This window comes from Pseudomonas sp. Pseusp97 (genome assembly GCF_047304025.1).
In the GTDB taxonomy this organism is placed as follows: Bacteria; Pseudomonadota; Gammaproteobacteria; order Pseudomonadales; family Pseudomonadaceae; genus Pseudomonas.
Window position 1 is genome coordinate 1 of the sequence record NZ_JBGLYK010000138.1, and the last position, 15,510, is coordinate 15,510.

The 15,510-nt window shown below is 65.8% G+C and carries 10 protein-coding genes; 3 read left to right on the top strand and 7 right to left on the bottom strand.

The features are described 5' to 3' along the window. Positions 1-77: 77 nt before the first annotated feature. Positions 78-1,373 carry an NCS2 family permease gene (locus ACCC94_RS20050; protein WP_017521650.1) on the bottom strand — a complete coding sequence of 432 codons (1,296 nt, stop codon included), beginning with the start codon at positions 1,371-1,373 and terminating at the stop codon, positions 78-80. 279 nt (positions 1,374-1,652) lie between these two features. Here ACCC94_RS20050 and ACCC94_RS20055 point away from each other — a divergent pair, with 279 nt between their 5' ends. Then, the gene (locus tag ACCC94_RS20055; RefSeq protein WP_413351285.1) at positions 1,653-2,159 is read left to right on the top strand and encodes a SecDF P1 head subdomain-containing protein; all 507 of its coding nucleotides are present in this window, start codon (positions 1,653-1,655) and stop codon (positions 2,157-2,159) included. Between the two features lie 308 nt (positions 2,160-2,467). Here ACCC94_RS20055 and glyA read toward each other — a convergent pair whose 3' ends face one another. Both glyA and ACCC94_RS20065 read right to left on the bottom strand, forming a co-directional pair. Further along, positions 2,468-3,721, bottom strand: coding sequence for a serine hydroxymethyltransferase (gene glyA, locus ACCC94_RS20060; RefSeq protein WP_015475627.1), 1,254 nt, complete (start codon positions 3,719-3,721; stop codon positions 2,468-2,470). Between the two features lie 268 nt (positions 3,722-3,989). Further along, on the bottom strand, positions 3,990-8,153 hold the full coding sequence (locus ACCC94_RS20065; protein ID WP_413351291.1) for an EAL domain-containing protein: 4,164 nt from the start codon (positions 8,151-8,153) through the stop codon (positions 3,990-3,992). A 422-nt stretch (positions 8,154-8,575) separates the two neighbouring features. Between ACCC94_RS20065 and ettA the strand changes: the two genes are divergently transcribed. Continuing rightward, positions 8,576-10,240 (top strand): energy-dependent translational throttle protein EttA, encoded by a 1,665-nt coding sequence (gene ettA, locus ACCC94_RS20070; protein ID WP_413351286.1) that lies wholly within the window; start codon positions 8,576-8,578, stop codon positions 10,238-10,240. Between the two features lie 59 nt (positions 10,241-10,299). On the opposite strand, the gene ACCC94_RS20075 is transcribed toward ettA, so the two are convergent. After that, entirely contained in the window at positions 10,300-10,596 is a 297-nt protein-coding gene (locus ACCC94_RS20075) for a hypothetical protein (protein WP_413351287.1), read from the bottom strand. Positions 10,597-10,811: 215 nt separating this feature from the next. Here ACCC94_RS20075 and gdhA point away from each other — a divergent pair, with 215 nt between their 5' ends. Next, positions 10,812-12,146, top strand: a complete 1,335-nt coding sequence (gene gdhA / locus ACCC94_RS20080) for an NADP-specific glutamate dehydrogenase (RefSeq protein ID WP_413351288.1) — start codon at positions 10,812-10,814, stop codon at positions 12,144-12,146. Between the two features lie 594 nt (positions 12,147-12,740). Here the strand turns inward: gdhA and ACCC94_RS20085 are convergent. The 3 genes from ACCC94_RS20085 to rtcA form a co-directional block, all read right to left on the bottom strand. Then, positions 12,741-13,772 (bottom strand): cytochrome-c peroxidase, encoded by a 1,032-nt coding sequence (locus ACCC94_RS20085; RefSeq protein WP_413351289.1) that lies wholly within the window; start codon positions 13,770-13,772, stop codon positions 12,741-12,743. A 122-nt stretch (positions 13,773-13,894) separates the two neighbouring features. Next, entirely contained in the window at positions 13,895-14,254 is a 360-nt protein-coding gene (locus ACCC94_RS20090) for a hypothetical protein (protein WP_413351290.1), read from the bottom strand. Positions 14,255-14,356: 102 nt separating this feature from the next. Beyond that, entirely contained in the window at positions 14,357-15,382 is a 1,026-nt protein-coding gene (rtcA, locus tag ACCC94_RS20095; RefSeq protein ID WP_413351292.1) for an RNA 3'-terminal phosphate cyclase, read from the bottom strand. Positions 15,383-15,510 lie beyond the last annotated feature (128 nt).

Sequence of the window (15,510 nt, forward strand, 5' to 3'; positions counted from 1 at the left end):
GCGCTCCACACCATCCTACTCCAGTGTCACTTGTAGGATGGGTGGAGCGCAGCGATACCCATGCCGGGAGAATCAGATCAGGCGTTGAACCAGCCCAGCTTGATCACGAACAGGATCGACAGGATCACCAGCGCCGGGTTCAGCTCGCGGAAGCGGCCGGACAGCAGCTTGCAGGCGGTCCAGGTGATGAAGCCGAAGGCGATGCCGTTGGCGATGGAGAAGGTCAGCGGCATGGCCAGCGCGGTTACAACCACGGGCGCGGCGACGGTCAGGTCGTCCCAGTCGATCTCGGCCAGGCCCGAGGCCATCAGCACGGCGACGAAGAACAGCGCCGGCGCAGTGGCGAAGGCCGGTACGTTGCCCGCCAGCGGGGCGAAGAACAGCGCCAGCAGGAACAGCACGGCGACCACGATGGCGGTCAGGCCGGTGCGGCCGCCAGCGGAAACGCCCGCTGCCGACTCGATGTAGCTGGTGGTGGTGGAAGTGCCCAGCAGCGAGCCGACCATGGCGGCGGAGCTGTCGGCGATCAGCGCGCGGCCCATCTTCGGCATGTGCCCGTCCTTGCCCATCAGGCCGGCACGCTTGGCCACGCCGATCAGGGTGCCGGAGTTGTCGAACAGGTCGACGAAGAGGAAGGCGAAGATCACGCTGAACAGGCCGATGTCCAGCGCGCCCTTGATATCCAGCTGCAGGAAGGTCGGCGCCAGCGACGGCGGCATCGACACCACGCCACCGAACTGGGAGACGCCGATGGCGATGGAGATGAAGGTCACCACCAGGATGCCGATCATTACCGCGCCGGTTACGCGGCGGGCTTCCAGGGCGACGATCAGGATGAAGCCGAGGATCGCCAGCAGCGGCGCCGGCTTGGCCAGGTCACCCATGCCCACCAGGGTGGCCTGGTTGGCGACGACTATGCCCGATTCCTTCAGCGCGATCAGCGCGAGGAACAGGCCGATGCCGGCGGCAATCGCCGAGCGCAGCGCCAGCGGGATGCTGTTGATGATCCACTCGCGGATGCGGAAGATCGAGATGATGAAGAACATGCACGCGGAGAGGAACACCGCGCCGAGCGCCACCTGCCAGGTGTGGCCCATGTGCAGGACCACTGTGTAGGTGAAGAAGGCGTTCAGGCCCATGCCGGGAGCCAGGGCGATCGGGTAGTTGGCGATCAGGCCCATCACCGCGGAGCCGATGGCCGCGGCCAGGCAGGTGGCGACGAAGATCGCGCCCTTGTCCATGCCCGTCTCGCCGAGGATGCTCGGGTTGACGAAAAGGATGTAGGCCATGGTCAGGAAGGTAGTGATACCCGCCAGGATCTCGGTGCGCACATTGGTGTTGTGTGCCTTGAGTTGGAACAGCTTTTCCAGCATGTTTGGCTCCCCGTGACGCTCTTGCGCCGTTATCGTTCTGGCCGGGAAAAGCAAGGTGCATGCCCAGGCGGGCCCTGCGCCTTTTTCTTGTGACCGGCAAAAGGCGCGCATGATACCAGCTTGCCCTGAGCCGGAGAATTTCTGACCGGACCGCCAGCATCCGTTCGTCTGCAAGCTTAGTCGCGGGCGCCGACCAAGGGAGTGCAACTTGTGTGCTTGCGGTGGTCTGACTCTTCATACCCTTTGTCCTATCGGGCCGTTCAGTCCCATTAGCAGTCGATGAAACGCTCTATTCCGATCCTCCTCGCCTCATTGTTGGGCGCCTTTTTGCTGGGTGCCTGCGCCGGTGCGCCGCCGTCGGCGCCGCAGCACACCTTCGATGTCCATGCCGTGGCGGAGAAGCCCACGGCCAGCACCCGCACCCTCGCGGACCCGCAAGGCAAGGCTGTGCTGGTGGCAACCCATCCCGCGTTGACCCAGCGCGACGTGCAGCGCGCCGAACTGGCCAGCGTAGCCGACGGCAAGCCGGCGGTGCGCGTGCTGTTCACCCCCGAAGCCAGCCAGCGCCTGGCGAAACTGACCCAGGAGGAGCAGGGCAGGGCCCTGGCGGTAGTCATCGATGGTCAACTGCGCCTGCTGCCGAAAGTGACGCGGGTGGTGACCGATGGCCAGGTGATGCTCAAGGGATTCGCCAGCCAGGCGGAAGCCGACACGCTGGTGCGCCGGCTCAACCAGATGCGCGATGTGCCGGTGCAGCCGGAGCAGAAGTCCGGTGGGCAGCCCTAGCTTCTTTATAGGGGCGTGAGGATGTAGGGCGAATAACCTGGAGCAGGTTATCCGCCGCGCGTGCTGCGGCGGATAACGCTGACGCGTGATGCACCCTACGAAACGGTGGTTCCTGCAGGGGATGTTCTTCGTAGGAGCGAGCTTGCTCGCGAACCGCATAACACCGGCGCCAGGCTGGAATCCATTCGCGAGCAATAACGATGGCGTCCCCCTCGCTCCTACAGGTTCGGCCTGCCCCCTTGCTGGGGCGCCCATGAAAAAGCCCGGCAGATGCCGGGCTTTTTCGTCGTGCGGTTCGCGGTTCGGGCTTAGGCGCCGTAGACCGGGAACTTGGCGCAGATGGCCTTGACCTTCTCGCGCACGCCGTCCACCACGGACTCATCGCCCATGTTGGTCAGGATGTCGCAGATCCAGCCGGCCAGCTCGCGGCACTCGGCTTCCTTGAAGCCGCGGGTGGTCACGGCCGGGGTGCCGATACGCAGGCCGGAGGTGACGAACGGGGAACGCGGGTCGTTCGGCACGCTGTTCTTGTTCACGGTGATGAAGGCGCGACCCAGGGCGGCGTCGGCGTCCTTACCGGTGATGTCCTGCTTGATCAGGGACAGCAGGAACAGGTGGTTCTGGGTGCCGCCGGAAACCACGTCGAAGCCGCGCTCGATGAACACGCTGGCCATGGTCTGGGCGTTCTTCAGGACCTGCTGCTGGTAGGCCTTGAACTCGGGCTGCAGGGCTTCCTTGAAGCACACGGCCTTGGCGGCGATCACGTGCTCCAGCGGGCCACCCTGGGCGCCCGGGAAGACAGCGGAGTTCAGCTTCTTCTCGATCTCTTCGTTCTTGCGAGCGAGGATCAGGCCGCCGCGCGGGCCGCGCAGGGTCTTGTGGGTGGTGGTGGTGACCACGTCGGCGAACGGCACCGGGTTCGGGTAGACGCCAGCGGCGACCAGGCCGGCCACGTGGGCCATGTCGACGAACAGGTAGGCGCCGACCTTGTCCGCGATGGCGCGGAAGCGGGCGAAGTCCAGGACCTGGGAGTAGGCGGAGAAGCCGGCGACGATCATCTTCGGCTTGTGCTCGACGGCCAGGCGCTCGACTTCGTCGTAGTCGATCAGGCCGGCATCGGTGATGCCGTACTGCACGGCATTGTACAGCTTGCCGGAGGAGGAGACCGAGGCACCGTGGGTCAGGTGACCGCCGTGGGCCAGGCTCATGCCCAGGATGGTGTCACCGGCCGACAACAGCGCCAGGTAGACGGCGGCGTTGGCCTGGGAACCGGCGTGCGGCTGGACGTTGGCGTAGTCGGCGCCGAACAGCTGCTTGGCGCGGTCGATGGCCAGCTGCTCGACGACGTCGACGTACTCGCAACCACCGTAGTAGCGCTTGCCCGGGTAGCCTTCGGCGTACTTGTTGGTCAGCACCGAACCCTGGGCTTCCATCACCGCCGGGCTGGTGTAGTTCTCGGAGGCGATGAGCTCGATGTGCTCTTCCTGGCGCTGGGCTTCCTGCTCCATCGCGGCGAAGAGTTCGGCATCGTAGCGGGCGAGGGTCAAATCACGGCTGAACATGGCGGTCCTCTTAAGGATCGGGTGCTGGGGGAAAGGCGCGCATTCTAACCCAAGGCGCCGGTGCTGGCACATGAAAGGCGGTCATGTGGCTGACAAGCGGGGTTCAAGGCCGGGATCACGCAGGAGGCCCGCTTGCCGAAGATGCAGGACGAACACGACGTAGGATGGCGTGGAGCGAAGCGATACCCATCGATCCCACATCGCTACAGCATGGGTATCGCTGCGCTCCACCCATCCTACAAAAGCGCTCGTCTGCTCAGTTGTGCGATCAGCCCAGCAGGAAGATCGCGTTGCTGGCGAACAGCGCGGCGAACTGGTCCGCCGGCACCGGGCGGCCGAAGAGGAAGCCCTGCACTTCGTCACAGCCGTGCTCGCGCAGGAACTCCAGCTGCTCGTGACTCTCCACGCCCTCGGCGATCACCATCAGGTTCAGGCTGTGGGCCATTGCGATGATGGCGCGGGCGATCTGCGCGTCCTGCTCGCCGTGCGGCAGGCCGTCGACGAAGCTGCGGTCGATCTTCAGCACGTCGATGGGGAACTGCTTCAGGTAGTTGAGCGAGGAGTAGCCGGTGCCGAAATCGTCCACCGCAATCGCCAGCCCCAGGCGCTTGAGGCCCTGAAGGATCTGCATGGCCTGGGAAACATCGCTCATCAGGATGCTTTCGGTCAGCTCCAGCTCCAGGCACGCCGGGGCGATGCCGGTGTCCTCGAGGATGCCGGCGATGCGCTCGCCCAGCTGCCCATCGGCGAACTGCCGGGCCGAGAGGTTCACGGAAATCTTCGGCACCCGCACCTTGTCGCGGTGCCAGGCGCGCAGTTGCAGGCAGGCCTGCTCCAGCAGCCAGTCGCCGACCTGCGCGACCAGCCCGAGCTCTTCCAGCACCGGGATGAACTCCGCCGGCGGGATCAACCCGCGCTTGGGATGCTGCCAGCGCAGCAGCGCCTCGGCGCCGGTCAGGCGGCGGCCGTCGCCGGTGAACTGCGGCTGGTAGTGCAGGACGAACTCGTGCAGCTCGATGGCGCGGCGCAGGTCGCTTTCCAGCTCCAGGCGTTCCAGCGCGCGGGCGTTCATTTCGGCCTGGTAGAACTGGAAGTTGTTCTTGCCCATTTCCTTGGCGTGGTACATCGCCGTGTCGGCGTTCTTCATCAGTTGGCTGAGCTCGGCGCCGTCCTGCGGCGAGAGCGCCACGCCGATGCTGGCGGTGACGAAGAACTCGCGGCCCTCCAGGGTGAAGGGGCGGGCGAGGCTGGAAAGGATCTGCTCGGCGACCTGGATCGCCTGCCCCAGCGCCTTCTCGCGGTCCTTCTGGCCGGGCAGCAGCAGGGTGAATTCGTCGCCGCCCATGCGCGCCACGGTGTCGTCGTCGCTGACGCAAAGGCTCAGGCGCTCGGCCACTTCCTTGAGCATGCGGTCGCCGGCGGCGTGGCCGAGGGAGTCGTTGATCGGCTTGAAGCGGTCGAGGTCGAGGAACATCAGCACCACCCACTGCTGGTGCCGTTCGGCCTGCAGCAGCGCAGTGTGCAGGCGGTCCTGGAACAGCGTGCGGTTGGGCAGGTGGGTCAGGGCGTCGTAATAGGCCAGGCGGTGGATGCGCCGTTCGCTGGCCTTGCGCTCGCTGATGTCGCTGAAGAAGCAGACGAAGCTGACCAGGTCGCCTTCCTCGTCATGCACCGCGGTGATGCCGACCCAGCTCGGGTACAGCTCGCCGTTCTTGCGCTTCTGCAGGATCTCGCCTTCCCAGCTGCCACTCTTGAGCAGGCTTTCCATCACGTGCTTGAGCTGGTTGGCTTCCTGGCGGTCGGCGGTGAGCAGGCGCGGCAGCTGGTCCAGCACTTCCTCGGCGGAGTAGCCGGTCAGGCGGCTGAAGGAGTCGTTGATCTGCACGATGTAGCCGGCCGGATCGGTGACCATGATCGCCGCCGTGGAATGTTCGAATACCGTCGCCGCCATGCGCATCTCGCGCTCGGCGCGGCGTTGCTGGCTGATGTCGCGGGCGACGCCGAGCAGGCCTTCGAAGCGGCCGTGGTCGTCCCACATCAGGGCGATGCGCAGTTCCACCGGAATCTTGTGGCCGTCGGCGTGCAGGCAGTCGAGGCTGAACAGCTGCGGCTCGGCGTTCTCGCGCAGCTGGGCCAGGCGCTTGGGCTCGCCAATGGCGGCCTGCACGCGGTGCAGCAGTTCATCCAGACGTTCCAGCTGCGCCGGGTTGGCGGCCACCTGCTGGAAGCCGTTGGCAAGCACCCATTCGGGGCTGTAGCCGAACACCTGCTGGATCGACGGGCTGATGTAGTTGAGCTGGACCTGGGCGTCGGTGGAGAGGATCACGTCGCTGATGCTCTCGGCGAGCATGCGGTAGCGGCGGCCGCTCTCGCGCAGGGAGTTGTGCGCCTCGACCGTGTCGGTGATGTCCTTGGCCACGCCGATCAGCCTCGCCACGCGGCCGGACTCATCGCGGGTGAAGGCCTGCTCGCGGATGTCGAACCAGTGCCAGTTGCCGTCGCGGTGGCGCCAGCGCAGCTGGCTGTCCAGCAGCAGGCCGTCGCCCACCACCTGTTGCAGGTTGCGCACGCGCCAGTAGTACTCGACGTCATCCGGGTGCAGCACTTTCTCCCAGAAACGCTCGCCCATCTCGCGCAGCTCGTCGCTGCTGTAGCCGAGCTGGTGACCGAGGTTGTGGTTGCTGAAGATCACCCGGCGCGCGGCGATGTCGTGGATGTACAGGGTGTCGGGCACCGCGCGCACCGCGTCGGACCAGAACTTCTCGCGCTCGATCAGCGACAGCTCGACCTGCTTGCGGCTGGTGATGTCCGACAGGCTCAGGGTGATGGCGTGGAAGTCCTGGATCATCTCCGGCACGCGCAGCTGCAGCCACAGGTGGCGCTGCTCGCCCTGGCGGGTGTTGATGCAGGCTTCCAGTTCGACCATGCCGTGGCCGTGCAGCACGGCTTCGAGCACCTTGCTGCGCACGCCGTCCGGGCGCATGCCGGCGCCGCCGACGAGCACCTGCCAGGCCTGCTCCGTGGTGCCCACGCCCATCAGACGCTTGGCGACGTTGTTGATCTCGGTGATGCGCACCTGGCGCAGCAGCCAGGGCAGGCGCTCGGGCTGCGAGGCGATCCACTCGCGCAGGTCGCTCTGCCGCCGCAGGTTGAGGTCCACCAGGCTCTGGCGCAGGGCGGAGAGGTCGAGCACGCAGAGGGCGACGCCGACGCCGTCGAAGATGTCCTGGTAGCGTCGGCGGGTCTCCTCGAGGATGTGCAGCGCCTGCTGCTCCTCGGTGACGTCGCGCAGCACCCAGACCTGGCCGCCCTGGGGCAGGCTGCCGCGCAGTACCCAGGTCTGCTGTGGCGACAGGGGGCTGTCGTCCAGCGAATGGTGGCTGACGGCGAACAGGCGCGGCTGGCCGGCATGGTTCACTCGCACCAGTTCCGCGCCGCTGTCGCTGGCCGCATCGCTGCCATTGAGCAGCCCGCCCAGGCCCGGCAGCAGCTCCAGCAGATGATGCTCGCCGGCCTTGTCGGCGGTGATGCCGAACAACTGTTCGGCCTGTGGATTGAGGTAGGCCAGCCGGCCGTCGGCGCGGGTCACCAGCACGCGCTCGTCGATCGCGCCGAGGGCCTGCGCGGCCTGACGCAGGTTCTGCTGCGACTGTGCCGTCAGCGTGCGCAGGTTGTGCTGCTCCCGCTGCAGGCGCAGCAGGGCGGCGCCTGCGATACCGGCCAGCACCAGCAGCAGCGCCAGCTCGCCGCCCAGGCGCGGCAGCAGGGTGCTGCGGACCTGGCGGTCGTCGAACTGCGGGTGCAGCTTCCAGTCGGTGTTCTGGATCTCCAGGCCGTCCAGGCTCTGCGCCTGCTCCAGCGGCGAGGCGGCGGACAGCGGGCCGGGACGGTAGCCGCTGGAGCGGCCGAGGACCTTCTGCTGGACGTCGTCGACCAGCAGCCAGCCCGGCAGTCCGGGGCGGACCTGCGCCGCCCAGCCGCGCCGGGCGATCTTTTCGTCGAGGCGGATGACGCTGTCGCCTTCGCCCGGCTCGGTGGCCTTCAGCCAGACATAGAAGTGGCCGCCGTTCTCCTCGCTGAAGGCGTAGTGGTAATCCTGCTGTGCGCTGCGCTGGCGCAGGGCTTCGATGAACGCCGTGTCCTTGATGCCGCTGGCGGTGTCGCGCACGGGCATGCCGCGGGCATCCAGGCGCACCAGGCTGTGGAAGGACGGGTAGATGTGCTTCAGGCCGGAAATCAGCGGTGCGTGAACATCGCTGTAATCGCGGTCGAGTTCCTGTTGCAGCAGGGCCTGGGCCGCGACGGCCTTGAGCTCCAGGGTCAGCGAGAACCGTTGGGCGATCTGTTCGCCATGCAGCATCACCCGCTCGCGCTCGAAGCGTTCCTGGCTGCGGAACTCCTGGTGCAGTTGCCAGGCCAGCAGGCCGAGCATGAACAGCACCAGCAGCACCAGCGCGGTCCGGGTCGCCACGCGGCCAGGCCTGGCCAGGGCGTCCGGAGGAATACGGGGGAAGATAGACAAGGACTTAGGGACCTGGGGCGATACGGCTGAATTCGGCGCAGGCTAGGATGCCCGGAAAGGCGGCTAAGTGCCAGTATGGCCGACGAGCGTCGTTTGCCCTTCCCGACTCATTCCGGTAGCTTTGCCGCACGCGCGCGTGGTGTGCGTGGCATAAAGTACATCCGCGCCTCGTTCCGCGCGAAGGGCCGTCCATCGGCCGTTCGCGCCCGCCGGCAGCCAGCTTCGCAAAGTGGTAAGCGCTGCCGCTCCGGCCTCGATGCCGGCGTTCCGGAACCTGCCGTCGTCCGTTCCGGCCATCCCGATCACTCATTCATCCCAGAAGTCAGGTATCCATGGCTCAATACGTCTACACCATGCACCGGGTCGGCAAGGTCGTGCCGCCCAAGCGTGAAATCCTCAAGGACATCTCCCTGTCGTTCTTCCCTGGCGCCAAGATCGGCGTGCTCGGCCTGAACGGCGCGGGTAAATCCACCCTGCTGCGCATCATGGCCGGCGTCGACACCGAGATCGAAGGTGAAGCCCGCCCGATGCCCGGCATCAACGTCGGTTACCTGCCGCAGGAGCCCAAGCTCGACCCGCAGGCCACCGTGCGCGAGATCGTCGAAGAGGCCGTCGGCCAGATCAAGGCCGCCCAGGCCCGCCTGGACGAGGTCTACGCCGCCTACGCCGAGCCGGACGCCGACTTCGACGCCCTGGCCGCCGAGCAGGCCAAGCTGGAAGCCATCCTCCAGGCTTCCGACGGCCATAACCTGGAGCGCCAGCTGGAAGTCGCCGCCGACGCCCTGCGCCTGCCGCCGTGGGATGCGAAGATCGAACACCTCTCCGGTGGCGAGAAGCGCCGTGTCGCCCTGTGCCGCCTGCTGCTGTCCGCCCCGGACATGCTGCTGCTGGACGAACCGACCAACCACCTGGACGCCGACTCCGTCGCCTGGCTGGAACACTTCCTCCACGACTTCCCGGGCACCGTGGTGGCGATCACCCACGACCGCTACTTCCTCGACAACGTCGCCGGCTGGATTCTCGAACTCGACCGTGGCCACGGTATCCCGTTCGAAGGCAACTACTCCGGCTGGCTGGAATCCAAGGCCAACCGCCTGGCCCAGGAAGCCAAGCAGGAAGCCTCCCACGCCAAGGCCATGAAGGCTGAACTGGAATGGGTACGCCAGGGCGCCAAGGGCCGCCAGGCCAAATCCAAGGCCCGCCTGCAGCGCTTCGAGGAACTGCAGTCGCAGGAATTCCAGAAGCGCAGCGAGACCAACGAGATCTACATCCCGGCCGGTCCGCGCCTGGGCGACAAGGTCATCGAGCTGCACAACGTCACCAAGGGCTACGGCGAGCGTGTGCTGATCGACAACCTGTCGCTGAGCATTCCCAAGGGCGCCATCGTCGGCGTGATCGGCGGCAACGGCGCGGGTAAATCGACCCTGTTCCGCATGCTGACCGGCAAGGAACAACCGGACTCGGGCACCATCGAGATCGGCGACACCGTGCAGATCGCCAGCGTCGACCAGAGCCGCGAGATCCTCGAAGGCAACAAGACCGTCTGGGAGCAGGTTTCCGACGGCTTCGAGCAGATCAAGATCGGCAACTACGAAGTTCCGTCGCGCAGCTACGTCGGCCGCTTCAACTTCAAGGGCGGCGACCAGCAGAAGTTCGTCAAGGACCTCTCCGGTGGTGAGCGCGGCCGTCTGCACCTGGCCCTGACCCTGAAGCAGGGCGGCAACGTGCTGCTGCTCGACGAACCGTCCAACGACCTCGACGTGGAAACCCTGCGTGCGCTGGAAGAAGCGCTGCTGGACTTCCCCGGCGCCGCCATCGTGATTTCCCACGATCGCTGGTTCCTGGACCGCATCGCGACCCACATCCTCTCCTACGAGGACGACGGCAAGGTGACCTTCTTCGAAGGCAACTACACCGAGTTCGAAGCCGATCGTAAAAAACGCCTGGGCGACGCTGCCTCGCAGCCGCACCGCGTGCGTTACAAGAAGCTGGCGTAAGCGGCTTGTGCAGGAAAACGGGGCCTTCGGGCCCCGTTTTTTTTACGATTTTCCGAAGGTCAGCGGCTGCGCTTGAGGTCCTCCAGGGCGCGACGCTGGTCCTCCAGCTGCCTCTGCAGTGTGTCGATCTGTCGCGCCTGGTCCTGCAGGGTGCGTTGCTGTTCTTCCATCTGGCGCGACATGCGCTCCAGATCGTCGGTGCTGAATTTCGACTTGTGGATCACTTCGCTGTCGAATGTATCCGCTACCACCAGAGCGCCGGACTCGGTGAAATTGCCCAGTTTCATGGTCCCGTGGGCAGGCAGGGCGAGGGCGCAGGTGAAGGCGGCGAGAAGCGCGAGCGGGCGTGGGAGCATCGTGGGCGTCCTGATGGAATGAGTTGTTGAGTGCAACTACCTATTGATTTTGTATACAAAAATCTGTTTTTCTGCCGGTCCGGCAGAAGTGGGATTTATATTTTTGCACCATAAAGATTCATAAAAGCGTCACGCTGCACTATCTCGGGGCGGCGTGGATTGTTAGAGTCTGCCGGCAAAAAGCATCACATAATCAGAAAAGTACCGGTGTAGACATGACGCAATCCGTTGACTCGTTCCTCGAGCGCCTCAAGCGGCGCGATCCCGATCAGCCCGAATTCCACCAGGCGGTGGAAGAGGTGCTGCGCTCCCTCTGGCCCTTCCTCGAAGCCAACCCGCACTACCTGCAGGCCGGCATCGTCGAACGCATCGTCGAGCCAGAACGCGCGATCCTGTTCCGCGTGCCCTGGGTGGATGATGCCGGACGAGTACGGGTCAACCGTGGTTTCCGCATCCAGATGAGCAGCGCCATCGGCCCGTACAAGGGAGGTCTGCGCTTCCACCCCTCGGTGAACCTGGGCGTGCTGAAGTTCCTCGCCTTCGAGCAGGTCTTCAAGAACTCCCTGACCTCGCTGCCCATGGGGGGCGGCAAGGGCGGCTCGGACTTCGACCCCAAAGGCAAGAGCGACGCCGAGGTCATGCGCTTCTGCCAGTCCTTCATGAGCGAGCTGTTCCGCCATGTCGGCGCTGACCTCGACGTGCCGGCCGGCGACATCGGCGTGGGTGCCCGCGAGATCGGCTACCTGTTCGGCCAGTACAAGCGCCTGTCCAACGAGTTCACCTCGGTGCTGACCGGCAAGGGCATGTCCTACGGCGGCAGCCTGATCCGTCCGGAAGCCACCGGCTACGGCTGCGTGTACTTCGCCCAGGAAATGCTCAAGGCCCGCGAGAGCGGCTTCGACGGCCAGCGCGTGGCCATCTCCGGTTCCGGCAACGTGGCCCAGTACGCCGCGCAGAAGGTCATGGAGCTGGGCGGCAAGGTGATCTCGCTGTCCGATTCCGAAGGCACTCTATTCATCGAAGCTGGCCTGACCCCGGAGCAGTGGGATGAAATCATGGAGCTGAAGAACGTCCGTCGCGGCCGTCTCAGCGAAATGACCGGGCCCGGCCTGCGCTTCATTGCCGGCCAGCGTCCCTGGTCGCTCGCCTGCGACATCGCGCTGCCCTGCGCCACCCAGAACGAACTGGACGCCAACGATGCGCGCACCCTGCTGGCCAACGGCTGCATCTGCGTGGCCGAAGGCGCGAACATGCCGTCGACCCTGGAGGCTGTGGATATCTTCCTCGAGGCCGGCATCCTCTATGCGCCGGGCAAGGCCTCCAACGCCGGCGGCGTCGCCACCAGCGGCCTGGAGATGAGCCAGAATGCCATGCGCCTGCTGTGGACCGCCGGTGAAGTGGACCAACGCCTGCACGGCATCATGCAGAACATCCACCATGCCTGCGTCGCCTACGGCGAGGAGAATGGCCGGATCAACTACGTGAAAGGCGCCAACATCGCCGGCTTCGTCAAGGTCGCCGACGCCATGCTGGCCCAGGGTGTGGTCTGACCGCTTCCTGGAAATGAAAAACGGGCCCGATGGGCCCGTTTTTCATTTCCGCCTGCGAAGCGGACTGCTCTTCGTAGGAGCGGATCTTATCCGCGATCCGGCCGTCAGGCCGGTGATTCGGGAATGCACCGCTGTCGCGGTGTTCGCGGACAAAGTCCGCTCCTACGTGAAATATCGCGCCGGGGCGCGCCCTTTCCGACACTGTGGTTTCAGCCAGCTCCGCACGGTCCCCTCTCCCTGAAGGGAGAGGGGACTGGTTGGGCACCGGCTGAAGCCGTGGCTTCAGCCGGCACGGATAGCGCCCTCTCCCTTCAGGGAGAGGGCGGGGGAGAGGGCATGCCCCGGCGCGATGCAGACCTGGCGCGGCGTAGTCCGCTCCTGCTAGGCCATGCCCGCGCTATTCAGATGGTGGGGCGCATAACGCGCCAGCGTTATTCGCCGCGAGTTGATCGGCGGATAACCCGTTCCGCGTTTTCCGCGCTACGGTCCTGCTCTTCGTAGGAGCGAGCTTGCTCGCGAACCGACCTGGCTCCGTTGCTCCGCTCGTTCGCGAGCAATAACGATGGCGTCCCCCTCGCTCCTACAGGCCCATCGTCAATCCACCGGTTTTGGCGTCGTCGCCGTGCTCGGCGGCAGGATCGGGTATTCCACCTTCGGCTGCTTGCCGGTGACTGTCTTGAGGAAGGCGACGATGTCGCCGACTTCCTCCGCGTTGAGCTGCTTGCCCAGCTGCGCGGTGCCCATGATCGCCACCGCTTCCTCAAGGTCCCAGACCTGCCCGCTGTGGAAATACGGCGCGGTCAGCGCGATGTTGCGCAGGGGTGCGGCGCGGAACACGTATTCATCGTTCTGCGTCTTGGTCACCTCGAAACGGCCCTTGTCACCGGTAGGCAGGATCCTGCCGTCAGGCTTCTTCACCAGGCCGAACGGGAAGTAGGCCTGGCCGCCCAGGTTCACGCCGTTGTGGCAGCTGATGCAGCCCGAACTCATGAAGGTTTGCAGGCCCCTCTTCTCCTTGGCGTCCAGGGCGTTGTCGTCGCCCTTGAGGTAGAGATCGAAGCGCGAGTCCGGGGTGATCAGGGTCGACTCGAAGGCCTGTAGCGCACGGGCCATGTTGTCGAAGCTGACCGGTTGCTGGTCACCGGGGAAGGCCTTTTCGAAGGAGGTAACGTACTCCGGCATGCTGCGCAGCGTGGCTTCGACGTTCTTCGGCGTGTTGTGCATCTCCACCGGGTTCTGCACCGGCCCCTTGGCCTGTTCTGCCAGGTCCTTGGCGCGGCCATCCCAGAACTGCGCGACGTTGAACACCGCGTTGAACACGGTGGGCGAGTTGCGCGCGCCTTTCTGCCAGGCATGGCCGCTGGACGCGGGCACGTTGTCAGCCCCGCCGGTGCCGATGTTGTGGCAGGTGTTGCAGCTGATCACGTGGCTGGCGGACAGGCGCGGCTCGAAGAACAGCTGCCGGCCCAGCTCGATCTGGTTGGTGTCGAGCTTGTCGCTGGCCTGCTCCGGGATGGGCTTGAAGATGCTGTTGGCGCTGTCGCGCAGGGCGTCGGCGTTCGCTTGCGCCGCCGCCGTGCTCACGGCGAGCAGCAGGCTGCCCAGGGCCAGTTTGATGGGCTGCATGTGGAGTCTCCTTGTCTCAGGCTTTGGTTTCTTCTGAGTTCAAGGAGAGGCGATGGGGCGAAGGGGCGGCTTGACCGAGATCAAGCGCACGGGGTGCTCAGAGGTGAAGCGTTGTCACAGTCTCAGTTGCCGCGCAGGGCGTGGGACAGCGCGCGGTCTTTCTGCTGTTCCCAGTCGCGGTCGCGGTCACTGTTGCGCTGTTCTTCGTATTGCTGGCGCTCCTGGCTCACGCGCATGGCCTGGCATTGCTGGAAACCATCGTTCCAGCCCAGCGCGTATTTCTGCTCGCCCAGGTAGCGCGGCACGTTCTTGCGGAATTCGCCAGTGATCGCGCCGGCGGCCTGGCGACCGCTGCCGCAACCGTCGTCATAGCCGTCGGCGTAGGCGGGTGGATAGCCATGGGAAATGAGGGTTTCGTGGGTGGTTTCGCAGCCGGCGAGCAACGCGGCGCAGAACAGGACGAGGGCGGCGCGGTGCGCCATGGAAACTCCCGTGTGCCGGTGAGGCGGGCACACGCGCCGCAAGAGGTAGCGCCACTCGAGGTGACATGGCGCGACTCTATTGGGCGGCTCGTGAGGAAAGCGTCAAGCCGGCGTGATGCGGATGTGCTGGCCGCCTGCCGCTCGCGGCTCGCAGTCGATCCGCACCGGCAGGAAGGCTTCGATCACCGCGCGGTTGCTCAATAGATGATCGCTCGCAATCGGCGCGCTGAAGCTGCCGCCGCCTGCCAGCGCCATGGGCAGCAACAACTGGTCGGCGAGGTGTTCCTCGACGCTGGTGCCGCTGTGGCGCCAGTCATCGGCCTGGCGCAACGCCTGGCTGGCAACGCGTTCGGCACTGACGCCGGCCTGGCCGAAGGCGCAGAACACCAGGCTCAACTGCTCGCACTCGATCTCCAGCAACAGCGCATTGCCCGGGCCCTGATCCTCCGGCAGGCGGACGACCTGAACGGAGGCTGCGTGCCAATCCTGATGCCGCTTCACCTTCTCCAGCTCGCGATCCCCCACGTGACCGGGAATGGCCGCGAGCAGGGCGCGGGCCGAGCGCGAGCGCACGTCACCGGCTTGCGGCAGATGCAGCGGCTGCAGCTCGCCGGGCTCGACACGAATCAGCAACTCACCGCCGCCGGCGGGCATGAATCCGTGGCGCAGCAGCTCGAAGTCGACCTTCGCACCCATGCGTCGCAGCAGCGGCAACCAGCTGCGCTCGATGAAGTCCGCCGGCGGTGCCAGCGGGTTGTGCGTGCCGCCCATGATCGACAGGCTGCTCGGCCCATCGGCGAACAGCAGCGCTGGCAACAGTGTCTGCAGCACCAGCACGGCGCTGCCCGCGCTGCCGATGGCGAAACGGTAGTCACCACTGATAATCGCGCCGGGGCGGAAGGTCAGGCTGCGCGAACCCAACTCGTCGCCTTCCACCGTCGCGCCGCAGATCTCCTTCGCCGCGCGCACTGCGGTCAGGTGCTGGCGCAGCAGCCCCGGCCGAGAGCGCCGGCCACGGATGTTGACGATGCGCAGCGGTTTCCCGGTGATCATCGACAGGCTCAGCGCACTGCGCAGAATCTGCCCACCGCCTTCGGCGCCGTCGAGTTCGATCAGGTCCTTGTTCATCTTCTGGTTCCTTGTCTTGCAGTCGGGGGGGGGGGGGGGGGGGGGGGGGGGGGGGGGGGGGGGGGGGGGGCGCCCGCCCCCCCCCCGCGGCGCCGCAAGGAAGAAACACACAAAAGCAGAAAAAAAAA

Coding starts and splice junctions, on each gene's coding strand:
- ACCC94_RS20075 (WP_413351287.1), bottom strand. CDS start 10,596: ATGCTCCCACGCCCGCTCGCGCTTCTCGCCGCCTTCACCTGCGCCCTC.
- glyA (WP_015475627.1), bottom strand. CDS start 3,721: ATGTTCAGCCGTGATTTGACCCTCGCCCGCTACGATGCCGAACTCTTC.
- ACCC94_RS20055 (WP_413351285.1), top strand. CDS start 1,653: ATGAAACGCTCTATTCCGATCCTCCTCGCCTCATTGTTGGGCGCCTTT.
- ACCC94_RS20090 (WP_413351290.1), bottom strand. CDS start 14,254: ATGGCGCACCGCGCCGCCCTCGTCCTGTTCTGCGCCGCGTTGCTCGCC.
- gdhA (WP_413351288.1), top strand. CDS start 10,812: ATGACGCAATCCGTTGACTCGTTCCTCGAGCGCCTCAAGCGGCGCGAT.
- ettA (WP_413351286.1), top strand. CDS start 8,576: ATGGCTCAATACGTCTACACCATGCACCGGGTCGGCAAGGTCGTGCCG.
- rtcA (WP_413351292.1), bottom strand. CDS start 15,382: ATGAACAAGGACCTGATCGAACTCGACGGCGCCGAAGGCGGTGGGCAG.
- ACCC94_RS20050 (WP_017521650.1), bottom strand. CDS start 1,373: ATGCTGGAAAAGCTGTTCCAACTCAAGGCACACAACACCAATGTGCGC.
- ACCC94_RS20085 (WP_413351289.1), bottom strand. CDS start 13,772: ATGCAGCCCATCAAACTGGCCCTGGGCAGCCTGCTGCTCGCCGTGAGC.
- ACCC94_RS20065 (WP_413351291.1), bottom strand. CDS start 8,153: ATGCTCGGCCTGCTGGCCTGGCAACTGCACCAGGAGTTCCGCAGCCAG.